The 22061-nt window shown below is 36.7% G+C and carries 16 protein-coding genes and 2 pseudogenes; 13 read left to right on the top strand and 5 right to left on the bottom strand.

Features of this window, described 5'->3' with window-relative positions:
* Window positions 1-13: 13 nt before the first annotated feature.
* From ACFIMX_RS10175 to ACFIMX_RS10165, 3 genes are all read left to right on the top strand, one after another.
* Window positions 14-220: a Trm112 family protein gene (locus ACFIMX_RS10175; RefSeq protein WP_273791466.1), complete on the top strand. Its 207-nt coding sequence runs from the start codon at window positions 14-16 to the stop codon at window positions 218-220.
* An 833-nt stretch (window positions 221-1053) separates the two neighbouring features.
* Window positions 1054-1434 carry a helix-turn-helix domain-containing protein gene (locus ACFIMX_RS10170; RefSeq protein ID WP_375612292.1) on the top strand — a complete coding sequence of 127 codons (381 nt, stop codon included), beginning with the start codon at window positions 1054-1056 and terminating at the stop codon, window positions 1432-1434.
* 1265 nt (window positions 1435-2699) lie between these two features.
* Window positions 2700-3731: an aspartate-semialdehyde dehydrogenase gene (locus ACFIMX_RS10165; protein ID WP_375694437.1), complete on the top strand. Its 1032-nt coding sequence runs from the start codon at window positions 2700-2702 to the stop codon at window positions 3729-3731.
* 284 nt (window positions 3732-4015) lie between these two features.
* Here the strand turns inward: ACFIMX_RS10165 and ACFIMX_RS10160 are convergent, their stop codons facing one another.
* Window positions 4016-4654 (bottom strand): SH3 domain-containing protein, encoded by a 639-nt coding sequence (locus ACFIMX_RS10160; RefSeq protein ID WP_375694436.1) that lies wholly within the window; start codon window positions 4652-4654, stop codon window positions 4016-4018.
* 450 nt (window positions 4655-5104) lie between these two features.
* On the opposite strand from ACFIMX_RS10160, the gene ACFIMX_RS10155 reads away from it, so the two are divergent.
* The 4 genes and pseudogenes from ACFIMX_RS10155 to ACFIMX_RS10140 form a co-directional block, all read left to right on the top strand.
* A complete protein-coding gene (locus ACFIMX_RS10155; protein WP_375618539.1) occupies window positions 5105-5923 on the top strand; it encodes a MetQ/NlpA family ABC transporter substrate-binding protein in 819 nt (272 codons plus the stop codon).
* 48 nt (window positions 5924-5971) lie between these two features.
* Window positions 5972-7006: a methionine ABC transporter ATP-binding protein gene (locus tag ACFIMX_RS10150; RefSeq protein ID WP_375694435.1), complete on the top strand. Its 1035-nt coding sequence runs from the start codon at window positions 5972-5974 to the stop codon at window positions 7004-7006.
* Window positions 6999-7658 (top strand): methionine ABC transporter permease, encoded by a 660-nt coding sequence (locus ACFIMX_RS10145; protein ID WP_375609233.1) that lies wholly within the window; start codon window positions 6999-7001, stop codon window positions 7656-7658. Before ACFIMX_RS10150 ends, ACFIMX_RS10145 begins: the two co-directional genes overlap by 8 nt.
* A 442-nt stretch (window positions 7659-8100) precedes the next feature.
* Window positions 8101-8398 (top strand): annotated as a pseudogene (locus ACFIMX_RS10140) (integrase); the annotation flags it as partial.
* 172 nt (window positions 8399-8570) lie between these two features.
* On the opposite strand, the gene ACFIMX_RS10135 reads toward ACFIMX_RS10140, so the two are convergent.
* Window positions 8571-9050, bottom strand: a complete 480-nt coding sequence (locus tag ACFIMX_RS10135) for a MaoC family dehydratase (protein WP_375694434.1) — start codon at window positions 9048-9050, stop codon at window positions 8571-8573.
* A gap of 162 nt (window positions 9051-9212) precedes the next feature.
* Between ACFIMX_RS10135 and ACFIMX_RS10130 the strand changes: the two genes are divergently transcribed.
* The gene (locus tag ACFIMX_RS10130; protein ID WP_375618541.1) at window positions 9213-10547 is read left to right on the top strand and encodes an NAD(P)H-dependent oxidoreductase; all 1335 of its coding nucleotides are present in this window, start codon (window positions 9213-9215) and stop codon (window positions 10545-10547) included.
* A gap of 787 nt (window positions 10548-11334) precedes the next feature.
* On the opposite strand, the gene ACFIMX_RS10125 is transcribed toward ACFIMX_RS10130, so the two are convergent.
* Window positions 11335-11691 (bottom strand): hypothetical protein, encoded by a 357-nt coding sequence (locus tag ACFIMX_RS10125; RefSeq protein ID WP_375694433.1) that lies wholly within the window; start codon window positions 11689-11691, stop codon window positions 11335-11337.
* 1479 nt (window positions 11692-13170) lie between these two features.
* On the opposite strand from ACFIMX_RS10125, the gene ACFIMX_RS10120 reads away from it, so the two are divergent.
* The 5 genes and pseudogenes from ACFIMX_RS10120 to ACFIMX_RS10100 all read left to right on the top strand — a co-directional run bounded on the left by ACFIMX_RS10120 (window position 13171) and on the right by ACFIMX_RS10100 (window position 17619).
* Window positions 13171-13914: a creatininase family protein gene (locus ACFIMX_RS10120; protein WP_375633823.1), complete on the top strand. Its 744-nt coding sequence runs from the start codon at window positions 13171-13173 to the stop codon at window positions 13912-13914.
* 21 nt (window positions 13915-13935) lie between these two features.
* Window positions 13936-14943: a CobW family GTP-binding protein gene (locus tag ACFIMX_RS10115; RefSeq protein ID WP_375694432.1), complete on the top strand. Its 1008-nt coding sequence runs from the start codon at window positions 13936-13938 to the stop codon at window positions 14941-14943.
* A 10-nt stretch (window positions 14944-14953) separates the two neighbouring features.
* The gene (locus ACFIMX_RS10110; RefSeq protein ID WP_375694431.1) at window positions 14954-15925 is read left to right on the top strand and encodes a WD40 repeat domain-containing protein; all 972 of its coding nucleotides are present in this window, start codon (window positions 14954-14956) and stop codon (window positions 15923-15925) included.
* A 533-nt stretch (window positions 15926-16458) separates the two neighbouring features.
* Window positions 16459-17292, top strand: a pseudogene (locus ACFIMX_RS10105) (autotransporter outer membrane beta-barrel domain-containing protein); the annotation flags it as partial.
* Between the two features lie 144 nt (window positions 17293-17436).
* A complete protein-coding gene (locus ACFIMX_RS10100) occupies window positions 17437-17619 on the top strand; it encodes a hypothetical protein (RefSeq protein ID WP_375640774.1) in 183 nt (60 codons plus the stop codon).
* A gap of 486 nt (window positions 17620-18105) precedes the next feature.
* On the opposite strand, the gene ACFIMX_RS10095 is transcribed toward ACFIMX_RS10100, so the two are convergent.
* Together ACFIMX_RS10095 and ACFIMX_RS10090 are read right to left on the bottom strand one after the other, a co-directional pair.
* Window positions 18106-21486 carry an autotransporter outer membrane beta-barrel domain-containing protein gene (locus ACFIMX_RS10095; RefSeq protein WP_375694430.1) on the bottom strand — a complete coding sequence of 1127 codons (3381 nt, stop codon included), beginning with the start codon at window positions 21484-21486 and terminating at the stop codon, window positions 18106-18108.
* A gap of 169 nt (window positions 21487-21655) precedes the next feature.
* On the bottom strand, window positions 21656-22061 hold a 406-nt coding region (locus ACFIMX_RS10090), incomplete at its 5' end, for an autotransporter outer membrane beta-barrel domain-containing protein (protein WP_375694429.1).

Below are 22061 nucleotides of genomic sequence, written 5' to 3'. Positions count from 1 at the left end.
TGAATGTCCAAACATGAAAAAAATGACCACAGATCCCAAAATGCTCGAATTGCTCGTCTGCCCAATGACGAAAGGTACTCTCTCTTTCAACCGAAAAACACAAGAGCTCATTTCTCTCAAAGCCAAACTTGCCTACCCTATTCGTGATGGCGTTCCCATTATGCTTGCCTCAGAAGCGCGCCCTTTGCAAAACAATGAAGAAATAACGCATAAAAAATAAAAAATCCTCATGCAATTTCCTTCTACAAGCCCACTGTTATCAAGCCTCTATATCCATATGGTCTCTCAATATTCACGTGTTCTGAGAAAAGGCATTTTACAATAGAGAAATACACTGATTTAAAAGATATTTATATCGCTTTACCCCTTGCAATCAAAGCCCCAAATAGCACAGCTTTTCTCGTTTCAGTCTATTCATTCTGAAGCAATAAAAAACATTCGCTTGCACAACACAAATATCTGAATAAAAATAACTGAAAAAAGGATTCAAACAGCCCTTGTTTTTACCCACACGGCCCACCCGCTTATGATGTACAAGCAAGGGATTTTAATTAATCCAACATGAAAAGATTTGTGATGAGAGGTTTTAAGATATTCCGCTTTGTATTTTTAGTTAAAAAGAATGATTTATCATAACAAATCAATTTGTTGATCTATCGCGAAAGTACAATATAAAAGCACTTACACTAAATCAGGAGGGGAACATAAGTACAACTGGACATTTATGTTTTCATGACATTCCTATAAGCTTATAGGCTAAAAAATAAGCTTTATTTTCTTGGAATAAGCAATTTGAATTTCAATTGACGATTGAAAATAATTTCCTTATGAATGAAACTTGTGTTTTGGTTATATACACAACGATCAATAGGTCCTAGATGTCCGAAAAACTCAAACACGAAAAATGAACCCGCTTTGCAAACATCTCTGAGTTCCGGGGATTCTTGTTATGTCCAAGTGCTCTCAGCACTAAAAGCAAGAGGCTGTTTTGAGTCAGCACTTCCAGACCCCGGATACTAATGCGAGGGCGCTCGCAACCGGAGGGGACATCAAGTGAAAGCCAAAAATCTACATTTTTACGATATTTCTTTAGGCAAAAAAATTCGCTTCAGAAGAAACGTCATGGGGTTTTCTCAAAAACAATTAGGAAGTCATTTAGGCGTAACATTCCAACAAATCCAAAAGTATGAAAAAGGCTTAAATCGCGTAAGTGCAAGACGTTTACAGGAAATTGCTCATATATTAGATGTTCCCGTTTCCTTCTTTTATGCTGATGGCGCAAAAAAAGAAGAGAACCTCTATCATTGTGATGACAGAATAGCAAGCAAAGCAGAATATTTACTTTTAAAAAATTTCAGAATACTGACCCGCAAAAAACAAAGAGCAATTTTGCAGTTGATTTCTGATGAAAAAAATAACCCCTTATTTTCATAAGTTCATTGCAAAGATAATCAAAGTCCTTAATAATCTTGACAAGAATTGTGACTGTCTCCCCACACTTCATGAGAATGAAAATGCTTAATCTAATCTGATTTGTAAATAATCCGAATTCTAACGAGTTTAACTTAGAAATAGTGCATTGATTTATAATGATAATTTAACGTTATTGATATTGAATAAGTGTTTCGAATATCGTAAATTTCTTTCATTTCAAATTTGTTCTATATTGAATCAATCAAAATCTCTTGTTTGCACATTACAAGCAAAGTTGGCGTATGAGTAAAAATGTACAAAAAGGCATACCTCTTATTGAATCGTCTCACATACCAAGAGCTGTAACGACATTGGGCGCTGAAAAAATGGATGATGGTGCTAACTTGCTCTTTTATTAAACGTAAATATGGGGGTGTTCAACGACTTTCCACTCATATGAGTTACTTAAACAAAAGGCTCTCCAAACAAGCCTAAAAATATTCCAACACACTAAAAAAACACTTAAATATATCGAGAAAAATCAAAGATCTTATACCACCATACTCCAAATAATGATATTTTATAGCATAACAGGATTAAAGTAAAAATAAGAAATATAAAGTAAAAAATAGACACGAAAAAAAATATATATAACTTTCATAAGAATTTATCTATATATGGATACTTAAGTTTATCTTGTTGTGCCATAAATTCTATCATTTAAGGTATGAGGATATGAAGCACGCATACCTCCTTGAAACATTCAAATGTTTTTTAGATGCCCAATATCTTTTTAAATATTTTTAGGCCTGCTTGTTGAGCCTTTAGTTTAAGTGAAAAATGGGAAGCCGCTAGAATCTAGCTGTTTACAGACTGTAATAGAAAGCTTCGCTTTTAAAGGTATAGGGAGAAAATTAAATAATTCAACAATTAACAGATAAAGTATTAAAAGATTCCACCAACGCGATACGTAATACCATCCTTAAAAAATTCAAAAGTGAGAAGGTAAACAATTGACAGAAGATAAGAAATTCACTTAATTAAAGTGTTTTCTAAAGAGATAATAGCTTAGCGTAAAATATTCAATTTTTTCAATTCTGAAAGATTAAAAGAGACGTATTATTTGAAATAAAACAATTTATTGTGCTAACAATGATGATTGGTGTGCACAAAATTGAGTTGTTGAAAATCAAAAATATAATTTAATGATGTTCCTTGACCAACTCACTCTCTCCTGAGTATAGCACGGGGAATAAACATGGAGAGACATGAGGAGTATATAGAAAATGAGTTATAAAGTTGCAATTGTCGGCGCAACAGGAAATGTTGGTCGTGAAATGCTTACAATTTTAGAAGAACGTGGTTTTCCTGCGCATGAAATTGTCCCTCTAGCATCACGACGCTCATTAGGACAAGAAGTTTCTTATGGAGACAAAACTTTAAAAGTAAAAGCACTGGATACTTACGATTTTTCTGACACAGATTTTTGTCTTATGTCTGCGGGAGGGAGCATTTCCAAAGAATACGCCCCTAAAATTGCTGCTGCCGGCTGTGTCGTCATCGATAATTCCTCCACGTGGCGCTATGATGCCAATGTTCCGTTGATAGTCCCTGAAGTCAATGGCGAAGCTATAAATGCCTTTTCTAAGCGTAATATTATAGCAAATCCTAATTGTTCAACAATTCAACTGGTCTTAGCTTTAAAACCTCTCCATGATGCTGCAATCATTAAACGTGTTGTTGTCTCTACATATCAGTCTGTTTCTGGAGCTGGTAAAGAAGGAATGGACGAACTTTTCGAACAATCACGCGCAGTTTTTGTTGCAGACCCAATTACATCAAAAAAATTCACTAAACGCATTGCCTTTAATGTCATTCCTCATATTGATGTTTTCATGGAAGATGGTTATACAAAAGAAGAATGGAAAATAACGGTTGAGACGAAGAAAATTCTCGATCCGAAAATTAAATTAACAGCCACTGCTGTTCGGGTCCCTGTCTTTATCGGTCATGCCGAAGCCGTCCATGTTGAATTTGAAAAACCACTAAGCGCATCTGAAGCACAAGCGCTCTTCCGCGATGCACCAGGCTGTCAGCTTATCGATAAACACGAAGATGGTGGTTATACCACACCTTATGAAGGTACCGGAGAAGATGATACCTTTATTAGCCGTGTTCGTGAAGATATCACCGTTGAAAATGGTTTAGCTTTCTGGGTTGTCGCCGATAATTTAAGAAAAGGAGCAGCATTGAATGCCGTTCAAATTGCTGAATTGCTCATTTCTCGTAATTTGATAAAGCCTAAGTCCGCAAATTAACGCCCTATCCGAAGGACAAAGAGCCCCTAGCCGGTCTGTCAAAAATCCGGCTTCTCTTCAGTATAACCTTCCCCAACTGAGGATTCATATCACCATCCTAAAGAACTGTAATCCAAGGTATTATCAAATTTTACTCTGAATATCCTTGAATGCCTCGCCACCTTAAGTTAAGCATTGCCGCCTTAATGACCATTTTACGCTACAATAGGATCAGCAGCATAAGCATTGTTTGCTTCATGCTGCTGATCCTATTTGTCATTCCGGTTATGAAATTAACTTTACCCTTATCGAACAGGATAGGTCACGACACGGTAACGCGTTTCATTACGTTCAAAATTTTTGTAATTGACATTATCAGGAAAGGATGGATTATAAGCACTCACGTGATTTACAGAAACGCCTTGTGCTTTTTGCGACGGATTTAAAATTGTTCGTTCATCCCTTTTTTTAACACCTGTAGAATCGATAATCATATCTGTTCTGTATAGTTTTTGCATATTTTTCCGTGTTTTTTGAATCGCCGGAAGAGCTTTAAAGTCGAAAACAGCCTGTTTTACTTTTTCTTTTGGCGATTTTACCATGGATTTTGATTTTGCTGGCATCTTTTTAAAAGCAATGGTAGGAACATCGTTAACATTGACGTAACGTGCAGATGCCCAACCAACTTTTCCATGATAACCAAGAGAACACCAAGTTTTATTGGATAGGCAGCCATAAATTTGCACTTTTGCTCCCATTGGAACCATTGCGATAACTTTATAAGCTGTCGCAGGGCCTGTGCGTAAAGACACCTGACCTGATGCAACACGAGCAACTGTTCCTGTAATGGTTCCAGCTTGTGCGTGAAAAGCAGTCATAGCCACCCCTGACGCTCCTAAAGCCCATAAAGTCATCATTGTTGATAAAAATTTCTTTCTTAACATTATTTTTTTTCCTCTCTTAAAACGTATGAAGGGCAAAAATTCGCCTTTGCAAAAATTTGCCGCGTTTAAATCCAATGATCAGCAACCTTTATTCCCCCCAAAAACCCACAACATTGCAACAAAATTTCTCTTTATCGCCTACACGAACACGGCCTTTTGATCTTGATTGCGCAGTATGTTCTTCATGAATTTACGGCTAAAGCATCATCTGATTGTCCGGTTCTTCAACCAATTGTCCCTTACAGAAGTTTTTAAAGGGGCATTGGTTCCCTCAACAAATGATGATCAGCCCCCAAAACAACTAAAATAGAAGGAAAAATAATACTCTTTTAAAAATAAAAGTGATTGAATATTCTCTAAAGCTTGTATAACTTTAAATCTGCCTAAAAAGATACAGAGTATATTGAAACTTCCCTCAAAAAATTTCTCGAAAAAGAAAGTTAAAAGCATATGACATTAAAAAATTTTTCTCGTAGTCGGATTATAGGATTATTCCTCTCTCTCTTTGCACTTTTTTTGTCTACTGCTTTTTCCATGGCCGCAGACAAAACAAAAATCAAACTTGGTATTATGGAAGGGCGGGATGCGATTATTTGGAAAACTGCTGCTGAACAGGCTAAACAAGCCGGTTTAGATATTGAACTCGTTTATTTTTCTGATTACGCTTTGCCTAATGATGCTGTTAACGCAGGAGAGATCGATGCGAATGCTTTTCAGCACGCCCCTTATCTTAATGAACAAATGAAACAACGTGGCTATAAACTTTCAATTGTCGGCTATACATTTATTGCTCCAATCGGTGTTTACTCACACAAAATAAAAGACTTAAAAGATCTTCGTGATGGTGCTCATGTTGGTATTCCGAACGACCCATCTAATGGTGGAAGAGCCTTACTTCTTCTCAATTCTTTAGGTCTCATTAAGTTAAAAGATCCTCATAATATTCTTGCATCTCCACTTGATATTATCGAAAATCCTAAAAACCTGCAAATTCGTGAGCTCGATGCTGGTATGTTAGGACGAGCTATTGACGATTTTGACCTTGCAATTATAAACACAAACTGGGCTATTGTTTCCGGATTAAACTTCGAAAAAGATGTAGTCGCATGGGAGAGCGCAAAAAATAATCCTTATGATAATATCATCGTTGTACGCACGAGCGAAAAAGATGAGCCATGGGTTAAAAAATTAGTTGCCGCTTACAATAACGATCTTATCCGTGCAAAAATCAAAGAGATTTTTGGCAATACCGCCCAAACATCTTGGTAATTGTGCCAAATATCTGAGTAACTGTGCCAAATATCCGAGTAATTGTGAATGAAAAAACCTACTCTTATCTCCTTAAAAAACATCAGCCGTTGTTTTAACAAAACGGCTGGTGTTCCGGTAATTAATAATCTCTCTTTAAATATCCATGCTGGTGAAATCCTTGGCATTATTGGGCGCAGTGGAGCAGGAAAATCAACACTTATTCGCTGTTTAAATGGGTTAGAGAAGATTGATGCAGGGTCCATTTTTTTTGAAGGTGTTGATATTTCCAATCTATCAGAGATAGAATGGGCGCCTTACCGTCAACGAATTGGGATGATTTTTCAACATTTCAATCTTCTCTCATCGCAGAATATTCTTGATAACATTGCATTGCCGCTTAAATTAAGTGGTGTAAGTAAAAAACAACGCCACAAACGTGCCCTTGAACTGATTGAATTGGTTGGGTTATCTGGGAAAGAATATTGCTATCCGGCACAATTGTCAGGAGGGCAAAAACAACGCGTTGGCATTGCACGCGCTCTTGCTGCTAATCCTAAAATATTGTTATCAGATGAAGCCACCTCTGCTCTTGACCCTGAAACAACACAATCTATTCTAGAGCTCCTTGCTGATATTAATAAACACCTCAATCTCACGATTGTGCTCATCACCCATGAAATGGAAGTTGTGCGCACCATAGCGCATCGCGTTGTTGTTCTTAATCAGGGAAACATTGTAGAGGAAGGACGTGTGAAAGACATCTTTACATCACCGCAAGACGATACAACCATAGCCATGCTCAAGCTTGTAACCCCGCAACTTCCTGAAAAATTTGCGAAAAATCTCAAACCAATCGGACGAGAAGCTGTCATTGAAATTAATATTGCCGGTGAAATTGCCCAGCAGCCTTTTCTTCATCTTCTAGAAAATGAGAGTGGTTTAAAAGCACGTATTTTGCATGGTGGCATTGATACAGTTCAAGATGAAACCATCGGGAGACTCTTCTTGGCTCTTCCTGGAGAAGATAAAGAAGCTTTAGAAAAAGCTGTTCAATGGTTAACGAAAAAAGGACGATATTGTGAGGTCTTAGGCTATGTTTAATGTTCTGTCTCATGAACTTCCCCAAGCTGTTATTGATACAATATTGATGACACTTAGTGCTTCTGTTATGGCATTTATTATAGGGCTTCCCCTTGGTCTTCTTCTTCACACAACAGCACGCGGAGGGATTTTTTCCTCATCTCTCATCAATCGCCCTTTAAGCATGATCATTGACAGTATTCGTGCCATTCCCTTTATCATTCTTGCATTTTATCTTCTTCCCGTTACGCGTATCGTTGTAGGAAGAGGGATAGGAATGCCTGCTGTAATTTTTATACTAACCATTTCAGCTATCCCTTTTTATGCTCGCATGGCGGAACTCTCTTTTAAAACCGTTGAAAACGGTCTCATTGAAGCGATCCGCTCGATGGGTGCAAGTCGTCTTCAAATTATCAGACATGTCCTTATTCCTGAAGCTCTCCCTAGCCTGATTACAGGTTTTACAGTCATGGTCATTTCTCTTATAGGAGCCACCTCACTTGCTGGATATCTTGGTGGAGGCGGTTTAGGGGATATGGCAATCCGCTATGGCTACCAACGCTACAATACCTTCATCATGACCATCGTCATCATCCTTTTGATCGTGCTTAATATTACAACCCAATGGACTTCTGATAAAATCGTACAAAAACTTGATAAAACAAAACATTAAAAGACTTAGAATTTCACATGCCAATACCATCATCCTCTTTGCCACTTTCCAAGTGCAACAACCCTTGCCTATCAAAAACACTCATAAGAGATTAGGAACTTTTTTCTTAAACAGTTTTTATCTCTCCCCATCCGTTTGTAACATGAAAGAAAATAGTTTTAATGGCTTTAATATAAAAGGGGATAAAATAAGAGATCTCACAGTATGTGAGACTCTCTTTAAATTAAGACATTGGTCACGACCTTTCCCAACCTTAGATAACACATTGAATTTATAATAATAATATGGCGTTATTCATATTGAATGAGAACTCTAAATACCGTAAGATCCTCTTATTCCCAATTTGTTCCATATAGAATCAACCAAAACCTCTCGCTTGCACGTTACAAGCGGGAAGAGCCGTGTGAGTAAAAACTATACAAGAAAGAAAGGCATGCCTCTTATGAATTATCTCAAGCGCCAAGACCTGTCTTAACATTGGCGGCTAGCATATAATATGATGGTGTCGACTTTCTTCTTCACAAGCATCAAGATAGGGGTGCTCAATGGCTTTATCGTTATACTATTCACAGGCGCCATTGCGAAATAGGTGTGACGAGCGTTGAAGATGTTGCTTTAAAATAAGCCCGTGAATTGGCAACGCAAGTATATTCCATTTGAAGCGTTCTGTTTTACGTGATGGGTATGATCCCATTAAAGAACGCTATAAACAAAAGCGTGAAGCAATGCACTATCTTCATTAGGAAACTCCTCTTCAAAATGATCTAGGAAAGATAGCAACCCGCTATGGCTATCAACGCTATGATAGCTCCAGCATATCTATCATTCTATAGATTATTCTCAATATCATCATTGAAGAAACTTCTAATAGAATTAGTATAAAAATTTTATAAAATAAAGCACTCAAATAATCTAGATATTGGAAGGTTTTTCTTCCACAACAGCAACAATAAGCCATTGAGCTGTAAGAGCTGGTTTTTTTAACTTTTCAATTTCCACCGTAACCCCATAATGGAAAACCACTCGACCAGAAGGGCGAATTTCTACGTCTTTTAACACAAAACGCGCACGTATCCGTACCCCTGTTTTCACAGGACTCATGAAGCGTACTTTATCGAAACCATAATTAATCCCCATTGTGCTCCCTTCCAACTCTGGAAGAGCTTCATAAGCGAGCGTAGACAAAAGCGATAATGTTAAAAAACCATGAGCAATCGTGCCGCCAAAAGGTGTTTTTTTAGCCTTTTCCTCATCAACGTGTATCCATTGATGATCATCTGTAGCACATGCAAACTGATTAATCATATCCTGTGTAACAAGACGCCACTCCGATAATCCCACTTCTTTCCCAATAAAACTGGTGACATCTTGTACTGTTATTTTTTGCTGCATAACGCTATTCCTATTTTATTTGATAAAAAAACCACCCCTCTTGCTTTTATAAAATCCATTGATTAGAGCATCAAGAATAAAAGATTAATTGTCTTAAAAACAAATGCACCTTATGAATGAGAAAAGTTCTTTAGCAGAATAGTTTTCAAATAGGAAAAAAGAATGGCAAGCAATGTGAACCTAACAGGTTTAGCGCATGATTTGAAACAACGTGCAGAAAACCATCCCCCCATCCGTATTGGACTGATTGGTTGTGGTGAAATGGGCACAGATTTATTATCAAGTATTGCGCATATGGATGGTATAACAGTCGCTGCTGTAGCCACGAGGACACCGTCACGTATTTTTGATGCCGCTACACTAGCCTATGGCGAGGATGGACATGTCTGTGAAGTTGAAAATACTTATGCTCTCACGCAAAGCATTGAAAAAAATTTGATTGCAGCAACAGATGATATTAACCTTGTTTTGCGTCATGAACAAATTGATATTATCGTTGATGCAACAGGCTATCCCGAAGCAGGAGCAGAAATTGGTATCAAAGCGCTTAAGAATAACAAACATCTTGTCATGATGAATGTTGAAGCAGATGTTACAATTGGCGCTTATCTCAAACATGAAGCAGAAAAACGAGGGCTCATTTATACACTTGGTGCCGGCGATGAACCTACTTCTTGTATGGAACTCATAGAATTTGTTTCAGCCCTTGGACATAAGATTGTTGCAGCGGGTAAAGGAAAAAATAATCCTCTACTCTTTGATGCTACACCTGACGCTTACGAAGAAGAAGCATTTCGGCGTAATATGAATGTGCGCATGTTGGTTGAATTTATTGATGGTTCTAAAACGATGGTTGAAATGGCAGCCATTTCCAATGCCACCGGACTTCTCCCCGATTGCCCAGGAATGCATGGACCACGAGCAGCACTACAAGATTTAAACAAAGTGCTTATTCCAAAACAAGATGGGGGCATTTTACAGCAATATGGTGTTGTAGATTATTCAATAGGTCAAGGTGTTTCACCAGGTGTCTTTGTCATTGCCGAAATAGCACACCCACGTTTACGCGAACGTATGGAAGATTTAAAAATTGGTCAGGGGCCTTACTTCACCTTTCATCGCCCCTATCATTTAACAGCAATGGAAGTTCCCCTCACCTGCGCACGTATTATGCTTTATGGCAAAAAAGATATGGTCCCTCTTAGCCATCCCGTAGTAGAAGTCTGTGCTGTTGCTAAAAAAGATTTACATCCAGGTGATCAGCTAGACTTTATCGGTCTTTATACTTATCGTGCTTGGATAATGAACATTTCAGAAGCACGCGCTCACCACGCCATTCCTTGTGGTCTTTTAGAAAAAGCAACAGTAACAGCTGCAATTAAAAAAAACGAACTCATTACAGTACATAATACTGCTATTCGTGAAGATCAATGGATTGCACGTCTTCGTGCTAAACAAGACCTTTTACTTCATTGCCCTTCTTCCGCTAAACTATAAACACTCCTGAATTACCTTACTTAACAGTATCCTTCCCTTAGGCAACAGAATAACCCAGAATACACTTCTATCGCAAATACAGGTTTATGTTTTAATAAAAGCATTTTCCAACGATGCACATCACCACTTCCCTCTCACAATATGTCCGGTAAATGCGACAGTATAAACCACCCCATGAGATGGCATAAGATTCATTGTGTATTACTATCTTTACTCTATGAAGATACAAACCAGCACCATCATTTATTTGCCAATAGTACAACAGTCCTTGAACCTTAGAGATAATTCATAAGAAGAATTTTTACTCTTTTTTTAATAATTTTGTCCATACACGAACACAACTTGTTATACATAAAAATACTTTTGATGGATTTAACATAAACAAATTTAAAATGATAAATAATAATTTCTCATTTTTCTTATTGCATGAGAGCCATGGATATAGGGATATTTTTTATTTTATCCCCTTATGAAGGATAAAATATACCTTTGATGAATAATCTTCATATGAGAAAAGGCAGACAATATTAAAAGACTGATAAAAATAGTAATTATACTAACCTTATTACTAGAATAATAATCATAAACTGTAAAAAAATCAGGTTACACTAATTTGTAAAAAAAACATAAATGTAGGATCTTGAACTTTAATAATGTTAATAAAAGCTACATTTAGTATTAATAGTAGTGATTTTATTATCTATTGCAGTATAAATAATTTAAAATATTTATTTTTTTAAATAATGAAGTGAACAAAAAATCCTCGACTCTGTCGATGAGCTTTCTACTAAAGTGTAATGAATATTCCCAAAAGAGATACAACAGCACCTAATACATCCCCAATACATAAAGAAGCAAGAAGTGATAAAATACCTATCCCCCCCCAAAAGGCTGAACCTGAAAAGGCAGCAGCTTTTTCAGCTTTCCCTAAAGCAATAACATCTTGTTTCTCAACGCCTTGAATAATAACTCTATCCACAGCTTTAATAGCTACATTTTTTTCTAGTGTAGGAATAGTAATTGCTATTCTCTCTTGAACTTTATTTTTTACAAAACTTGCATTTCCCTCTATAGTTTGTACAAAAAAAAGAATAAATAGTGTAAAAGTAAATGAACATACACGATTTTTAAATATTTTAAACATAGCTTTCTTTGCTCCTCTTTTTCTTCACTGAAAAAATGAAAGAATATTCACATATATAAAAACCAAAACTTATATTTAATCATTTATATAATTACACATAATAAAATATTATATGTAATTTTGTTATTATAACATAACACATTATGTATTACATGTAAAGATAAAAAAACAATAAATGATAAAATAATTTATTACTTTTAAACCATAATAAATCAAGATACTAACAGTAATATTATTTTGTCATTTTTATTGCTATAATTAAAAATAATAAGAATTTGTTAAATTTCTTATTATAAGAAATATTACGAAACAAATTAATTTAAAAAAATTATATAGTAGAGCTTTTATAAATAATTTAAAATGTAATTAATTTTAAAGAACTATAAAATTTAAAACTGCCAATATAATGATATATGATTGTCTATTATTTCAATAAACATAAAAATGAAATAGTACTTAATGGATTTTTATTATAACACTTATCAGTAATATTGAAAAATAAAATTGGTAGCGAATAAAAACTTGATCTAAAACAAATTTATCCTAATAAAACAACCTTAAAATAGTGTACTCATTTTCTATAAAATAGGTATAAAAATGTAAAAAAGCAATTAAGATCTCTATTTTAAAATGGAAAAGACATTAATAAAATGATTCTCAACTTTTACTGATATATAAAGAAAAAAATATCGCATAGCATCTTCAAAGAGGTAATTCAGCCCCCTTTATCTCATACAGCATAAAGAACACAAAATATTGACTTTCAAACCTAACAAAACAAACGCATAAAATAAGTAAATCTATCAGATTTACAAAAACATTATAAGCAATACTAGAGCTCCAACAAACTACCTAAAATTAAATAAAAAGAGAGTCATGAAAAATGAAATGATCCCAAAAATACTGAAAAACAACTTTCTTTCTTAATTTTCATAAAAGTTATTCCATATTTTTCGTCAATATTGTAGAGCGCAGCCTTATTTATATTTTGAGTAATTATATTTACTCTGTATTAGTAAAAAATAATTCTCTTTGAAAGAAATTTTTGGCAATATTCACATAACTGTCTGCAATTTGTGCAAAATAAATAATAATAATAAAGAATTAATCAAATGCTTTAAATAAAAGTAATAGATAAACTCACTAAAAAATTATATTTCAATAAATAATGAAAATATTTTTCATTATTTGATGTATAAGAATTTAATATGTATGAATATTTACTTATTAAAAATGAGAATATACATCAGAAATAATTACAAAAGATAACTATCTTGAGAAAGTTTGCCTAATATTACAGAAAAATTGCGTTGGCTTTGCTCAATAAAAGTTTCTCTATTTTTAACAAAGCTCTCATTTTTATGCATCCATATGTGATGTAAAAAGACGCCTATTTGCGTTTCTCTTATAGATAGATTAAATAGTGACAGCACCTTCGATCACTTTGTCTATGTTAACTTCTCTTTTAGGCAATAATTTATGGTATCTAACAGGCCTTTTCTCGCTCTTTTACCTTTGGGCGCACACGAATATCACGGAGAGCACCTTCCTTTCGAAACCGACTGGATTATAGCTGAAGCTTTTGCAAAAGCCCTCACTTTACAAACAAAAGAGCAGTTTCATATCGCACTTTTACCGGTTGAAAAGATTGGCTATTCTATAGAACATATGGATGTTACAGGTACACAAACCCTTACCTTTTCTGATGCGATTAAGCGATGGATAAAGATTGGTGAAAACTGTTATCACAAAGGGATCAACCGTCTTCTTCTTCTCAATGCTCACGGAGGAAATTCACCTTTAATGAGCATTGTTATCACCGAATTACGAAGGCGCCTTTCCATGCTCGCTGTAGCAACAAGCTGGAGCCGTTTTGGTTTACCACAAGGTCTCATGGAGCCATCTCAACAACATCTTGATATCCATGGAGGCTTTATCGAAACCTCTCTCATGCTCTATTTAGCACCAGAAAAAGTCCATATGGAAAAGGCAGAAAATTTTCATAATAAACAAGCGGATATGATTGCCAATTATCGGTATTTACGTGCTTATGGTCCTCATGCCTTTGGTTGGACAATGCGAGATCTGAACACGCAAGGTGCAGCAGGAAATGCAAGCAAAGCAACACCACAAGCCGGTGAAGCAATCTTTTCTCATGTTCTGTCTCAGCTTCGTGATTTACTTGATGATATCAATCGATTTAACATAAACACATGGCAATAAAGAACAATAAAAGGTCTCTCCATGGAAACGATACACCCCAAAAAACTTCCCGTTACGGTTCTCACAGGCTATCTTGGTGCTGGGAAAACCACCCTTCTCAACCGCATTCTCAATGAAAATCATGGCAAACGTTATACCGTCATTGTCAATGAATTTGGTGAAATTGGTATTGATAATGACCTGATCATTGAATCAGACGAAGAAATTTATGAAATGAATAATGGCTGTGTTTGCTGCACCGTGCGTGGTGATCTCATTCGCATTCTGGAAAGTCTGATGCAACGTTCTCATCGATTTGATGCGATCATTATAGAAACGACAGGGCTTGCTGATCCCGTTCCCGTAGCACAGACCTTTTTCATGGATGATACTATCCATGAAAAAACAGCTCTCGACAGTGTCATAGCAGTCGTTGATGCAAAGCATTTTCCCTCTCAATTAAAAACAAGTCGTGAAGCTGAAGACCAAATTGCTTTCGCGGATATTATTCTTTTAAATAAGATTGATCTTGTCACCCCACAAGAACGCAGCCATGCTGAATCCCTTATTCTGGCCATTAATCCTCGCGCTATACTCTATACAACACAGCGCACCAATATCCCTCTTGAGACACTTCTTAATCGTGGTTTTTTTGATCTCCAACGGACTCTCGATCATGAACATACACACCAACATGCCAACCATGTGTGCGGTCCCGATTGTCATCATGACCATCATCACGCATCCACCATTCATGATATTACCATCACTTCTGTAAGTTTAAAAACAGATGCTCTGCAACCAGAAAAGTTTTTCCCTTGGATCCAGCAGGTTACACAGCAACAAGGGCCTGATATCTTGCGTCTTAAAGGCATTATCGCCTTTCAAGGAGACGATGATCGTTACGTCATTCAAGGGATACATATGCTTCTTGAAGGACAACATCAACGCCCATGGCGTGAAGATGAAAAACGAGAAAGCCGCCTTGTCTTTATAGGACGCTCTCTTGATGCTGAAAAATTAAAAACTGGTTTTGAAAATTGCGCATAAGTGAGTGATAATGCCAAACATTACCCATTATGATCTCAAAAGTTACTGCCTTTCCTGCGGTTTTATAGGCAATAAACCAGCCTTTGTTTCCGTAGAAGGTCTCATTGTTTTTTTTAATCCAACCCCACAAATCGTTGAAGTTCACCAAGGAATAATTTCAAGCCATTTTTCCCATGACAATACCGCGATCATCACCGGTGGAGAAGATGGAAAAGTCTGTCAAACAACCGCAGCAGATCACACGGAATTGTTAAGCCAAAAAGAACGCAAATGGATAAACAACGTTGCTTTTGGTCCACAAAAAGCTTTTGCTTTTTCCTCTTCACGCCTCGCATTTGCGCATAGTGGAAAAAAACGACAAGAGCTCACACATGAACACAGTGTAGAAGGCCTTGCTTTTGCCCCAAAAGGTTTGCGACTTGCCGTTGCCCATTACAATGGAGTCACTCTTCATTGGCTATCAACGCAAATATCTCCTACCACATTGGTATGGAAAGGAGCTCATTGTGGTGTCACCTTTTCACCAGACAACCGCTATGTCATTTCCACCATGCAAGAAAACGCCTTGCATGGCTGGCGTCTCACTGATAATCAGCATCTCCACATGAGTGGCTACCCAAGCAAAGTAAAAAGCTGGTCTTGGAGCGCAAAAGGAAAATGGCTAGCAACATCAGGTGCCTCTGCCGCAATTGTTTGGCCCTTTCATACAAAAGATGGCCCCATAAGAAAAACACCACTAGAACTAGGCACACGAGCAAATGCACTTGTTAGCACCGTTTCATGCCACCCAAACAAAGAAATTGTAGCAATAGGCTTCAATGATGGAATGATTTTAGCGGCACATTTTCATGATGGAAAAGAAGTCCTTCTAAAAGGTTGTGGGAAAAGCGCTATCTCAGCACTTAACTGGGATCAAGCAGGGCAAAACCTCTCCTTCGGTAGCGAAAATGGTGAATGTGGTATAATCAATATCACTGATTAAATTACACCGACAAGCGCAATTATCGCCGATAAAAAATGCCCACACAATCCTCCAGAAATCTTATCCCCGTGCATCTCCAGAGCTCTCAGAAATCCTATCTCCCTAATCTCCCCCCCAAAAATCTCCTAAAATCTTCGTAATCATTAAATCTTCCCTCTTCCTTTTCTCCCCCCCTTTAGACAAGAAAATACCTTAAACATGTTTTTTGATCTTTTAACATTGCTACCCCCATACAAGAATAAAAACATCACCCTCAAGACCGTCCCCCATCTCCCTATAAACATCTATATAGGCTACATACTTCCACAAAAGCATTTTTCTTAAAAATTCGGCAAAAAATAGCTGATATCATCATTAAAACAACGATTTATTCCTACGATCAGAAGAAGGGAATTCAACACTATTTTCCTAAATAAAAAATTTTTTGATTTCCCCTTCTAAAGAGCAAAGTTTCCTACGAGCAGCCTTCTACACTTCAGTTTCTTACCTAGAAAATTCCATCTAATAATCATTTCATGGAGCTTCTATTACCGCCCTCTGTTATGGTATCTCCTTCATCTCCGGATTCTGTTCCTTCTCCTTCTGTCCCTGTCGAACCAAAGCCTTCTGAGTCCTCTGATCCTTTAGATCCTTCATCTAATCTCTCTATACCGCTTGATGTTCAGTCTAATCTCCAAATTAGAGCGGTTGTTCCACAGGTTCCAACTTATCTTCTTTTGCCAAATGNTGTTCCACAGGTTCCAACTTATCTTCTTTTGCCAAATGCCTTATTTCATGCTGGTTTAGTGGATATGACCACGCAAAATAAGTCGTTTGAGACAATACGGAATGCTTTTCATTCCTCTTAGAAAGATGATAAAAAGACAGCCTTTTTTCTGCGTGCTTATGGGGGGAGCCATCATTATGCTTCCAATTTATCTGCTTTTGAATATGGCTATGGTGCTGAGCTCGATTATAATGCATTTCAAGCAGGTGTTTTGTTAAACGAGATTGAGAGTTTATATGGTCGTACATTCTTTGGAGTTTTGGGAAACTATGGAAACCTTTCTCTACACCCTCAGGATGTTGAACAAAGCAAAAAAAGCGCATTTGATAAATGGTCTGTTGGGGCTTATGGAAATTTGCAGCATGATACCGGTTTTTATATAGATGGGGTGGTATCGTATGGTCTTTTTAAGGGTGATGTTTTGACCCTTTCACGGGGCAAGGTTGTGGCGTTAAAGGGTAAACAGTTTAGCAGTTCTTTAACGAGTGGTAGAACGTTTGCAACAGGGTATAAAGGTGTTGTTTTTGATCCGCAGATTCAGGTTGTTTATCAGCATCTTCAGTTTAATCAGGCGCGTGATATTGATTTAGGAAAATTTCATGCAATAATTCAGAATGCTCATTCATCATTTTACATATTGAATAAAAACTGAATATTATAAATTTCTTTCATTTCAAACCTGTTTATATTTAATCAATTAACCCCTTGTCCATCACAAACGAAGCTGGCATGCAAAGAAGGACTTTTGAAAAAAGGTGAATTAGCTTCTTATGAACATTCTCGAGTGCTAAAATCTGCGCAAATATTGAATGCTGAAAAAAGAATGGTGATATCCGCGCATGACCGCAATAAAAATAATATCCTGTATCTTATCGAAATTTCTCTGGTACCTATCATTTACAAAACAACAACCATAACAACACGATAAAACATACTTTACTTTTATTATAATTTGACCTCAAACTCCCTCTGTTTGTTCTAAAAATAAATATTTTATCCAAAATTCTTAAGTAAATATCCTAAAAAAGGGAACAAATAATATGCGTATTAAATGATATAAACGTCAATAAAGTTCTAAAACAAAATTCAAAACAATGCATAAAGCTCATAAAGACTAAACTTATGATCTATAAAAATTAATAAAGAAACGGACAAAAACAATCATCAATATCGTCTCTTTTGAAAGATTATACCGAAAGCATTTAGCGTTTAATCTTCTCACATTCACAATGAAATCTGTCCTCATATCTTAATATCAAAAATTTTAGAAAAATTCCTCATCGCATAGAAGAAGGCATCTATTGTAATCTTTTATATCAAAAAAATAACCATATTGATGAAGCAAAATAAATTTCAATACATTAAAAGGCCGAAAATCTTCTGCCTTTCAACTAAAAATACATATTGCAGCTCTTCAAAAAAGGTGGCGCAATCCAGCAGAGAAACTGGCTCCAGAAAAACCAATTTTCTTAAATCTATGCTGATAAGTGACATCTCCATGAAGAGAAAGTTTTGATGAGAGACGGGCATTAAACCCAACTCCTGCTTCCAAAGAAGAACCAAAGGAACCTAACTGAAAATCTTTTTTAAAAGAAACAAATTGCTTATCTTCAAAACTATGCAAATAAGAAAGCTTACTATAAAATGAAACGACTCGTCCCTCTTCAGCAACATTAAACGTCTTGCTTAAACACCCACCAACACGCCCCACCCATTGATGAAATTTGCCCAAATCAACATCAAGGTTATCAATATCACGCGCCTGATTAAACTGAAGATGCTGATAAACAACCTGAATCTGCGGATCAAAAACAACACCTTTATACCCTGTTGCAAACGTTCTACCACTCGTTAAAGAACCGCTAAACTGTTTACCCTTTAATGCAACAACTTTGCCTCGTGCAAGGGTCAAAACATCACCCTTAAAAAGACCATACGATAACACCCCATCCATATAAAAACCGGTATCATGCTGCAAACTTCCATAAGCCCCAACAGACCATTTATTAAATGCGCTTTTTTTGCTTTGTTCAACATCCTGAGGGTGTAGAGAAAGGTTTCCATAGTTCCCCAAAGCACCAAAGAATATACGAGTATATAAATTCTCAATCTCGTTCAATAAAACACCTGCTTCAAGTGCATTATAATCGAGCTCAGCGCCATAACCATATTCAAAAGCAGATAAATTGGAAGCATAATGGTGGCTCCCCCCATAAGCACGCAGAAAAAAGGCTGTGTTTTCATCCTCTTTCCAAGAAGAATGAAAAGCATTCCGCATTGTCTCCAACGTCTTATTTTGCGTGGTCGTATCCATCAAACCAACATAGAACAAAGTATTTGGTAAAAGGAGATAAGTTGGCAATTGAGGAACAACAGCTCTAATACCTAGCTCAAGCGGAACATCAAGCGACATAGGAAGATTAGATGAAGGTTCCAAAGCCTCAGAGGACTCAGAAGGCTTTGGTTCAACAGGGGCAGAAGGAGAAGGAACAGAATCCGGAGATGAAGTGTCCTCCGGAGCAGAAGGCTCAGATGGCAACGACATAGAAAGTGGATTGGGGCGTGGAGGATCAACAGGATCAGAGGACGTAGAAGAAGGAGGATCAGACACAAACGACGTAGAAAGTGGATCGGGAGGGGGAGGATCAACAGGATCAGAGGACGTAGAAGAAGGAGGGTCAGACACAAACGACGTAGAAAGTGGATTGGGAGGAGGAGGATCGACAGGATCAGAGGACGTAAAAGAAGGAGGGTCAGACATAAACGACGTAGAAAGTGGATCGGGAGGGGGAGGATCAACAGGACCAGAGAACGTAGAAGAAGGAGAGTCAGATATCAACGACGTAGAAAGTGAATTGGGGGGAGAAGATGGAGGATTAACAGGATGAGATAATGAAAACGAAGAAGGTTTACCAAATGGACCATTATAAGAACCTATTCTAGAAGAAATATAAATCCCTTCGAGTCGGAAATCCCAAAAATCCCCCTCACCTTCCACTAATCTTTGCTTAGCATTCGCTTCTCCAAAAGGCGAACCCGGACCATAACCACGAATACGATATTGATAAGGAAAACCTTTCACCGTAGTATAACCATCATAACCATTGGCGAGTCGAAAAGAACCTGCCTGCGCTGTTCCTGCAACTTGAACGATTGAAATGCTTTGATCTCTTCCCTCATAGACTTCTTTACTTGAATATTTTGGAAAATTTCGCATATGAATGAATGTCGTTCCAGAAACATCCCCATAGATCAATATGCGATCCGTCTTTTGGGGATCAAACAAACCCTCATCATTCAAAAATGTATTCAACCTAATCTGAGCGTTTCCCTCAGCACTATAGACTTTTTTATCTTTTGATGCGAGAATTTTATCTCCTGCACCTATATCTGCTTTTTTTCCAATGCGTAGCGTTTGATAACCACTATCTTCATCAAAGATCAATGTGCTATTGGAAAGACTTAGAGAAGAAAGCGATGAAACAGATTCCTGTAAACCGTTGTATTTACTTTTAGTAAGATACCATTTTGAATAACGAATTAACTCTAAATCAATAACCGATCTATCCTCAACACGCGTACCTCCTGTAAGAGAGGAAGCATTTGCTTTCACCAATAGAGAAGCATTATTTTCAGCTTTTAGCAACAAATCACCAGAGATTTTTGTTTCATCCGATAATTCTAGAGTGCCTTTTACTTCATAGTCTTTATTCCCCTTCGCATAAATCGCAATCCCGTCTGGAACTGTCATATTTGTCTCTGATAAATAAACAAATGCCCTCCCCGTGATAACTTTTTTGGTTTCTAAAATTTTTTCATCATCTCGTTGCCTCAACATTTTAGCAAGTTCTTCTGGAGCTAAAACATTAAAGCACAGTCCATATACTCCCTCACCCTGAACAGAAATATTGTTTTTTTCTATCTTAATACTTGTATTCTTAAAGCCATCTGGTGAAATATATTTTTGAATTAACTTACCATTATCATTTACATAACCTGAAAAGTTTTTCATCAAGAATGCATGCATATGGTTCAGCTGAATAAAATTGTTTTTCAAATGAACGTCACCACCTTGAAAAACCTCAAAAGCTTCTGGCAATACCCCCATAGCTCCATCACCATCTGTTAAAGTTTCCTCCCTCCTTCCTTGCCCCGTAATCCCCATAGTATCAAGAAGATAGCGCCCCCCAAATCGAGTTGAAAATGAGCCAATCTGGTTAAAATTAACGGTACCGTCTGTCATTTTAACCATTGCATCAAAACCACTCATAATACCGATCCCTTTTACATTCAAATTATCTGGCTCAATATTGATATTCACACTCACTAAAGCAATATCCGTTCCTCTCCCCCATGCATAAATAGCATGTGAAGTCCCCTTAATTTCCCCTACTGCCATGCTAATAACTGCATTCTGAGCACGAAGAGCAGGTATATTCTTAAAATCTGAAGCCATTAGATTAATTTTTCCACCATTTCTTACATACGCCCCATACGCAGATATTTTATCTGGATCATCGCCAAAAACTGTTATCTGAGAGGCATTAACAATAGTGCCTGCTTTTTCTACATATATAGCTGCAATAGGTGCAATATGAGCAGACGTCTCTTGAGAGCTTTTTAAGTAATAGACTTTATCTGCAAGAAAGTGTGTTTTTCTATCATCGCATTTATAAAATGCCCCTCCTGCATCACTTGAAGATCCTGCAGCATTAACATACGTAACCTGCAAAAAATAAAGAATAGCTGTTGTAACGTTGCATAAAAATACATATTTATGAAATACATAAATCATAACTCTTGCCGCCTCCTATTCCCCTACTTCTATTCATTGAAGAATAATATCTATATTTAAGCTAATCAATTTCTCAAAATACAATAAATATAAAACTAAAGAGCTACTTTAATACTTAATATAACACTATATATACTTATATATAAGTTACTATATAGTTTATATATAGCTAAAAATGATAATGCAATCCAGCAGAGAAACTGGCTCCAGAAAAACCAGTTTTCTTAAATCTATGCTGATAAGTAACATCTCCATGAAAAGAAAGTTTTGATGAGAGACGGGCATTAAACCCAACCCCTGCTTCCAAAGAAGAACCAAAGGAACCTAACTGAAAATCGTTTTTAAAAGAAACGAATTGCTTATCTTCAAAACTATGCAAATAAGAAAGCTTACTATAAAAAGAAACTTCACGTCCCTCTTCCACAACACCTAACGTCTTGCTTAAACACCCACCAACACGCCCCACCCATTGATGAAATTTTCCTAAATCCACGTCAAGGTTATCAATATCACGCGCCTGATTAAACTGAAGATGCTGATAAACAACCTGAATCTGCGGATCAAAAACAACACCT

It is taken from the genome of Bartonella sp. AD24XZML (assembly GCF_042196485.1).
Classification (GTDB): domain Bacteria; phylum Pseudomonadota; class Alphaproteobacteria; order Rhizobiales; family Rhizobiaceae; genus Bartonella.
This window is presented reverse-complemented; position numbering and strand designations above follow the sequence as displayed.

Coding starts and splice junctions, on each gene's coding strand:
- ACFIMX_RS10175 (WP_273791466.1), top strand. CDS start 14: ATGAAAAAAATGACCACAGATCCCAAAATGCTCGAATTGCTCGTCTGC.
- ACFIMX_RS10165 (WP_375694437.1), top strand. CDS start 2,700: ATGAGTTATAAAGTTGCAATTGTCGGCGCAACAGGAAATGTTGGTCGT.
- ACFIMX_RS10160 (WP_375694436.1), bottom strand. CDS start 4,654: ATGTTAAGAAAGAAATTTTTATCAACAATGATGACTTTATGGGCTTTA.
- ACFIMX_RS10155 (WP_375618539.1), top strand. CDS start 5,105: ATGACATTAAAAAATTTTTCTCGTAGTCGGATTATAGGATTATTCCTC.
- ACFIMX_RS10150 (WP_375694435.1), top strand. CDS start 5,972: ATGAAAAAACCTACTCTTATCTCCTTAAAAAACATCAGCCGTTGTTTT.
- ACFIMX_RS10145 (WP_375609233.1), top strand. CDS start 6,999: ATGTTTAATGTTCTGTCTCATGAACTTCCCCAAGCTGTTATTGATACA.
- ACFIMX_RS10135 (WP_375694434.1), bottom strand. CDS start 9,050: ATGCAGCAAAAAATAACAGTACAAGATGTCACCAGTTTTATTGGGAAA.
- ACFIMX_RS10130 (WP_375618541.1), top strand. CDS start 9,213: ATGGCAAGCAATGTGAACCTAACAGGTTTAGCGCATGATTTGAAACAA.
- ACFIMX_RS10125 (WP_375694433.1), bottom strand. CDS start 11,691: ATGTTTAAAATATTTAAAAATCGTGTATGTTCATTTACTTTTACACTA.
- ACFIMX_RS10120 (WP_375633823.1), top strand. CDS start 13,171: ATGGTATCTAACAGGCCTTTTCTCGCTCTTTTACCTTTGGGCGCACAC.
- ACFIMX_RS10115 (WP_375694432.1), top strand. CDS start 13,936: ATGGAAACGATACACCCCAAAAAACTTCCCGTTACGGTTCTCACAGGC.
- ACFIMX_RS10110 (WP_375694431.1), top strand. CDS start 14,954: ATGCCAAACATTACCCATTATGATCTCAAAAGTTACTGCCTTTCCTGC.
- ACFIMX_RS10095 (WP_375694430.1), bottom strand. CDS start 21,486: ATGATTTATGTATTTCATAAATATGTATTTTTATGCAACGTTACAACA.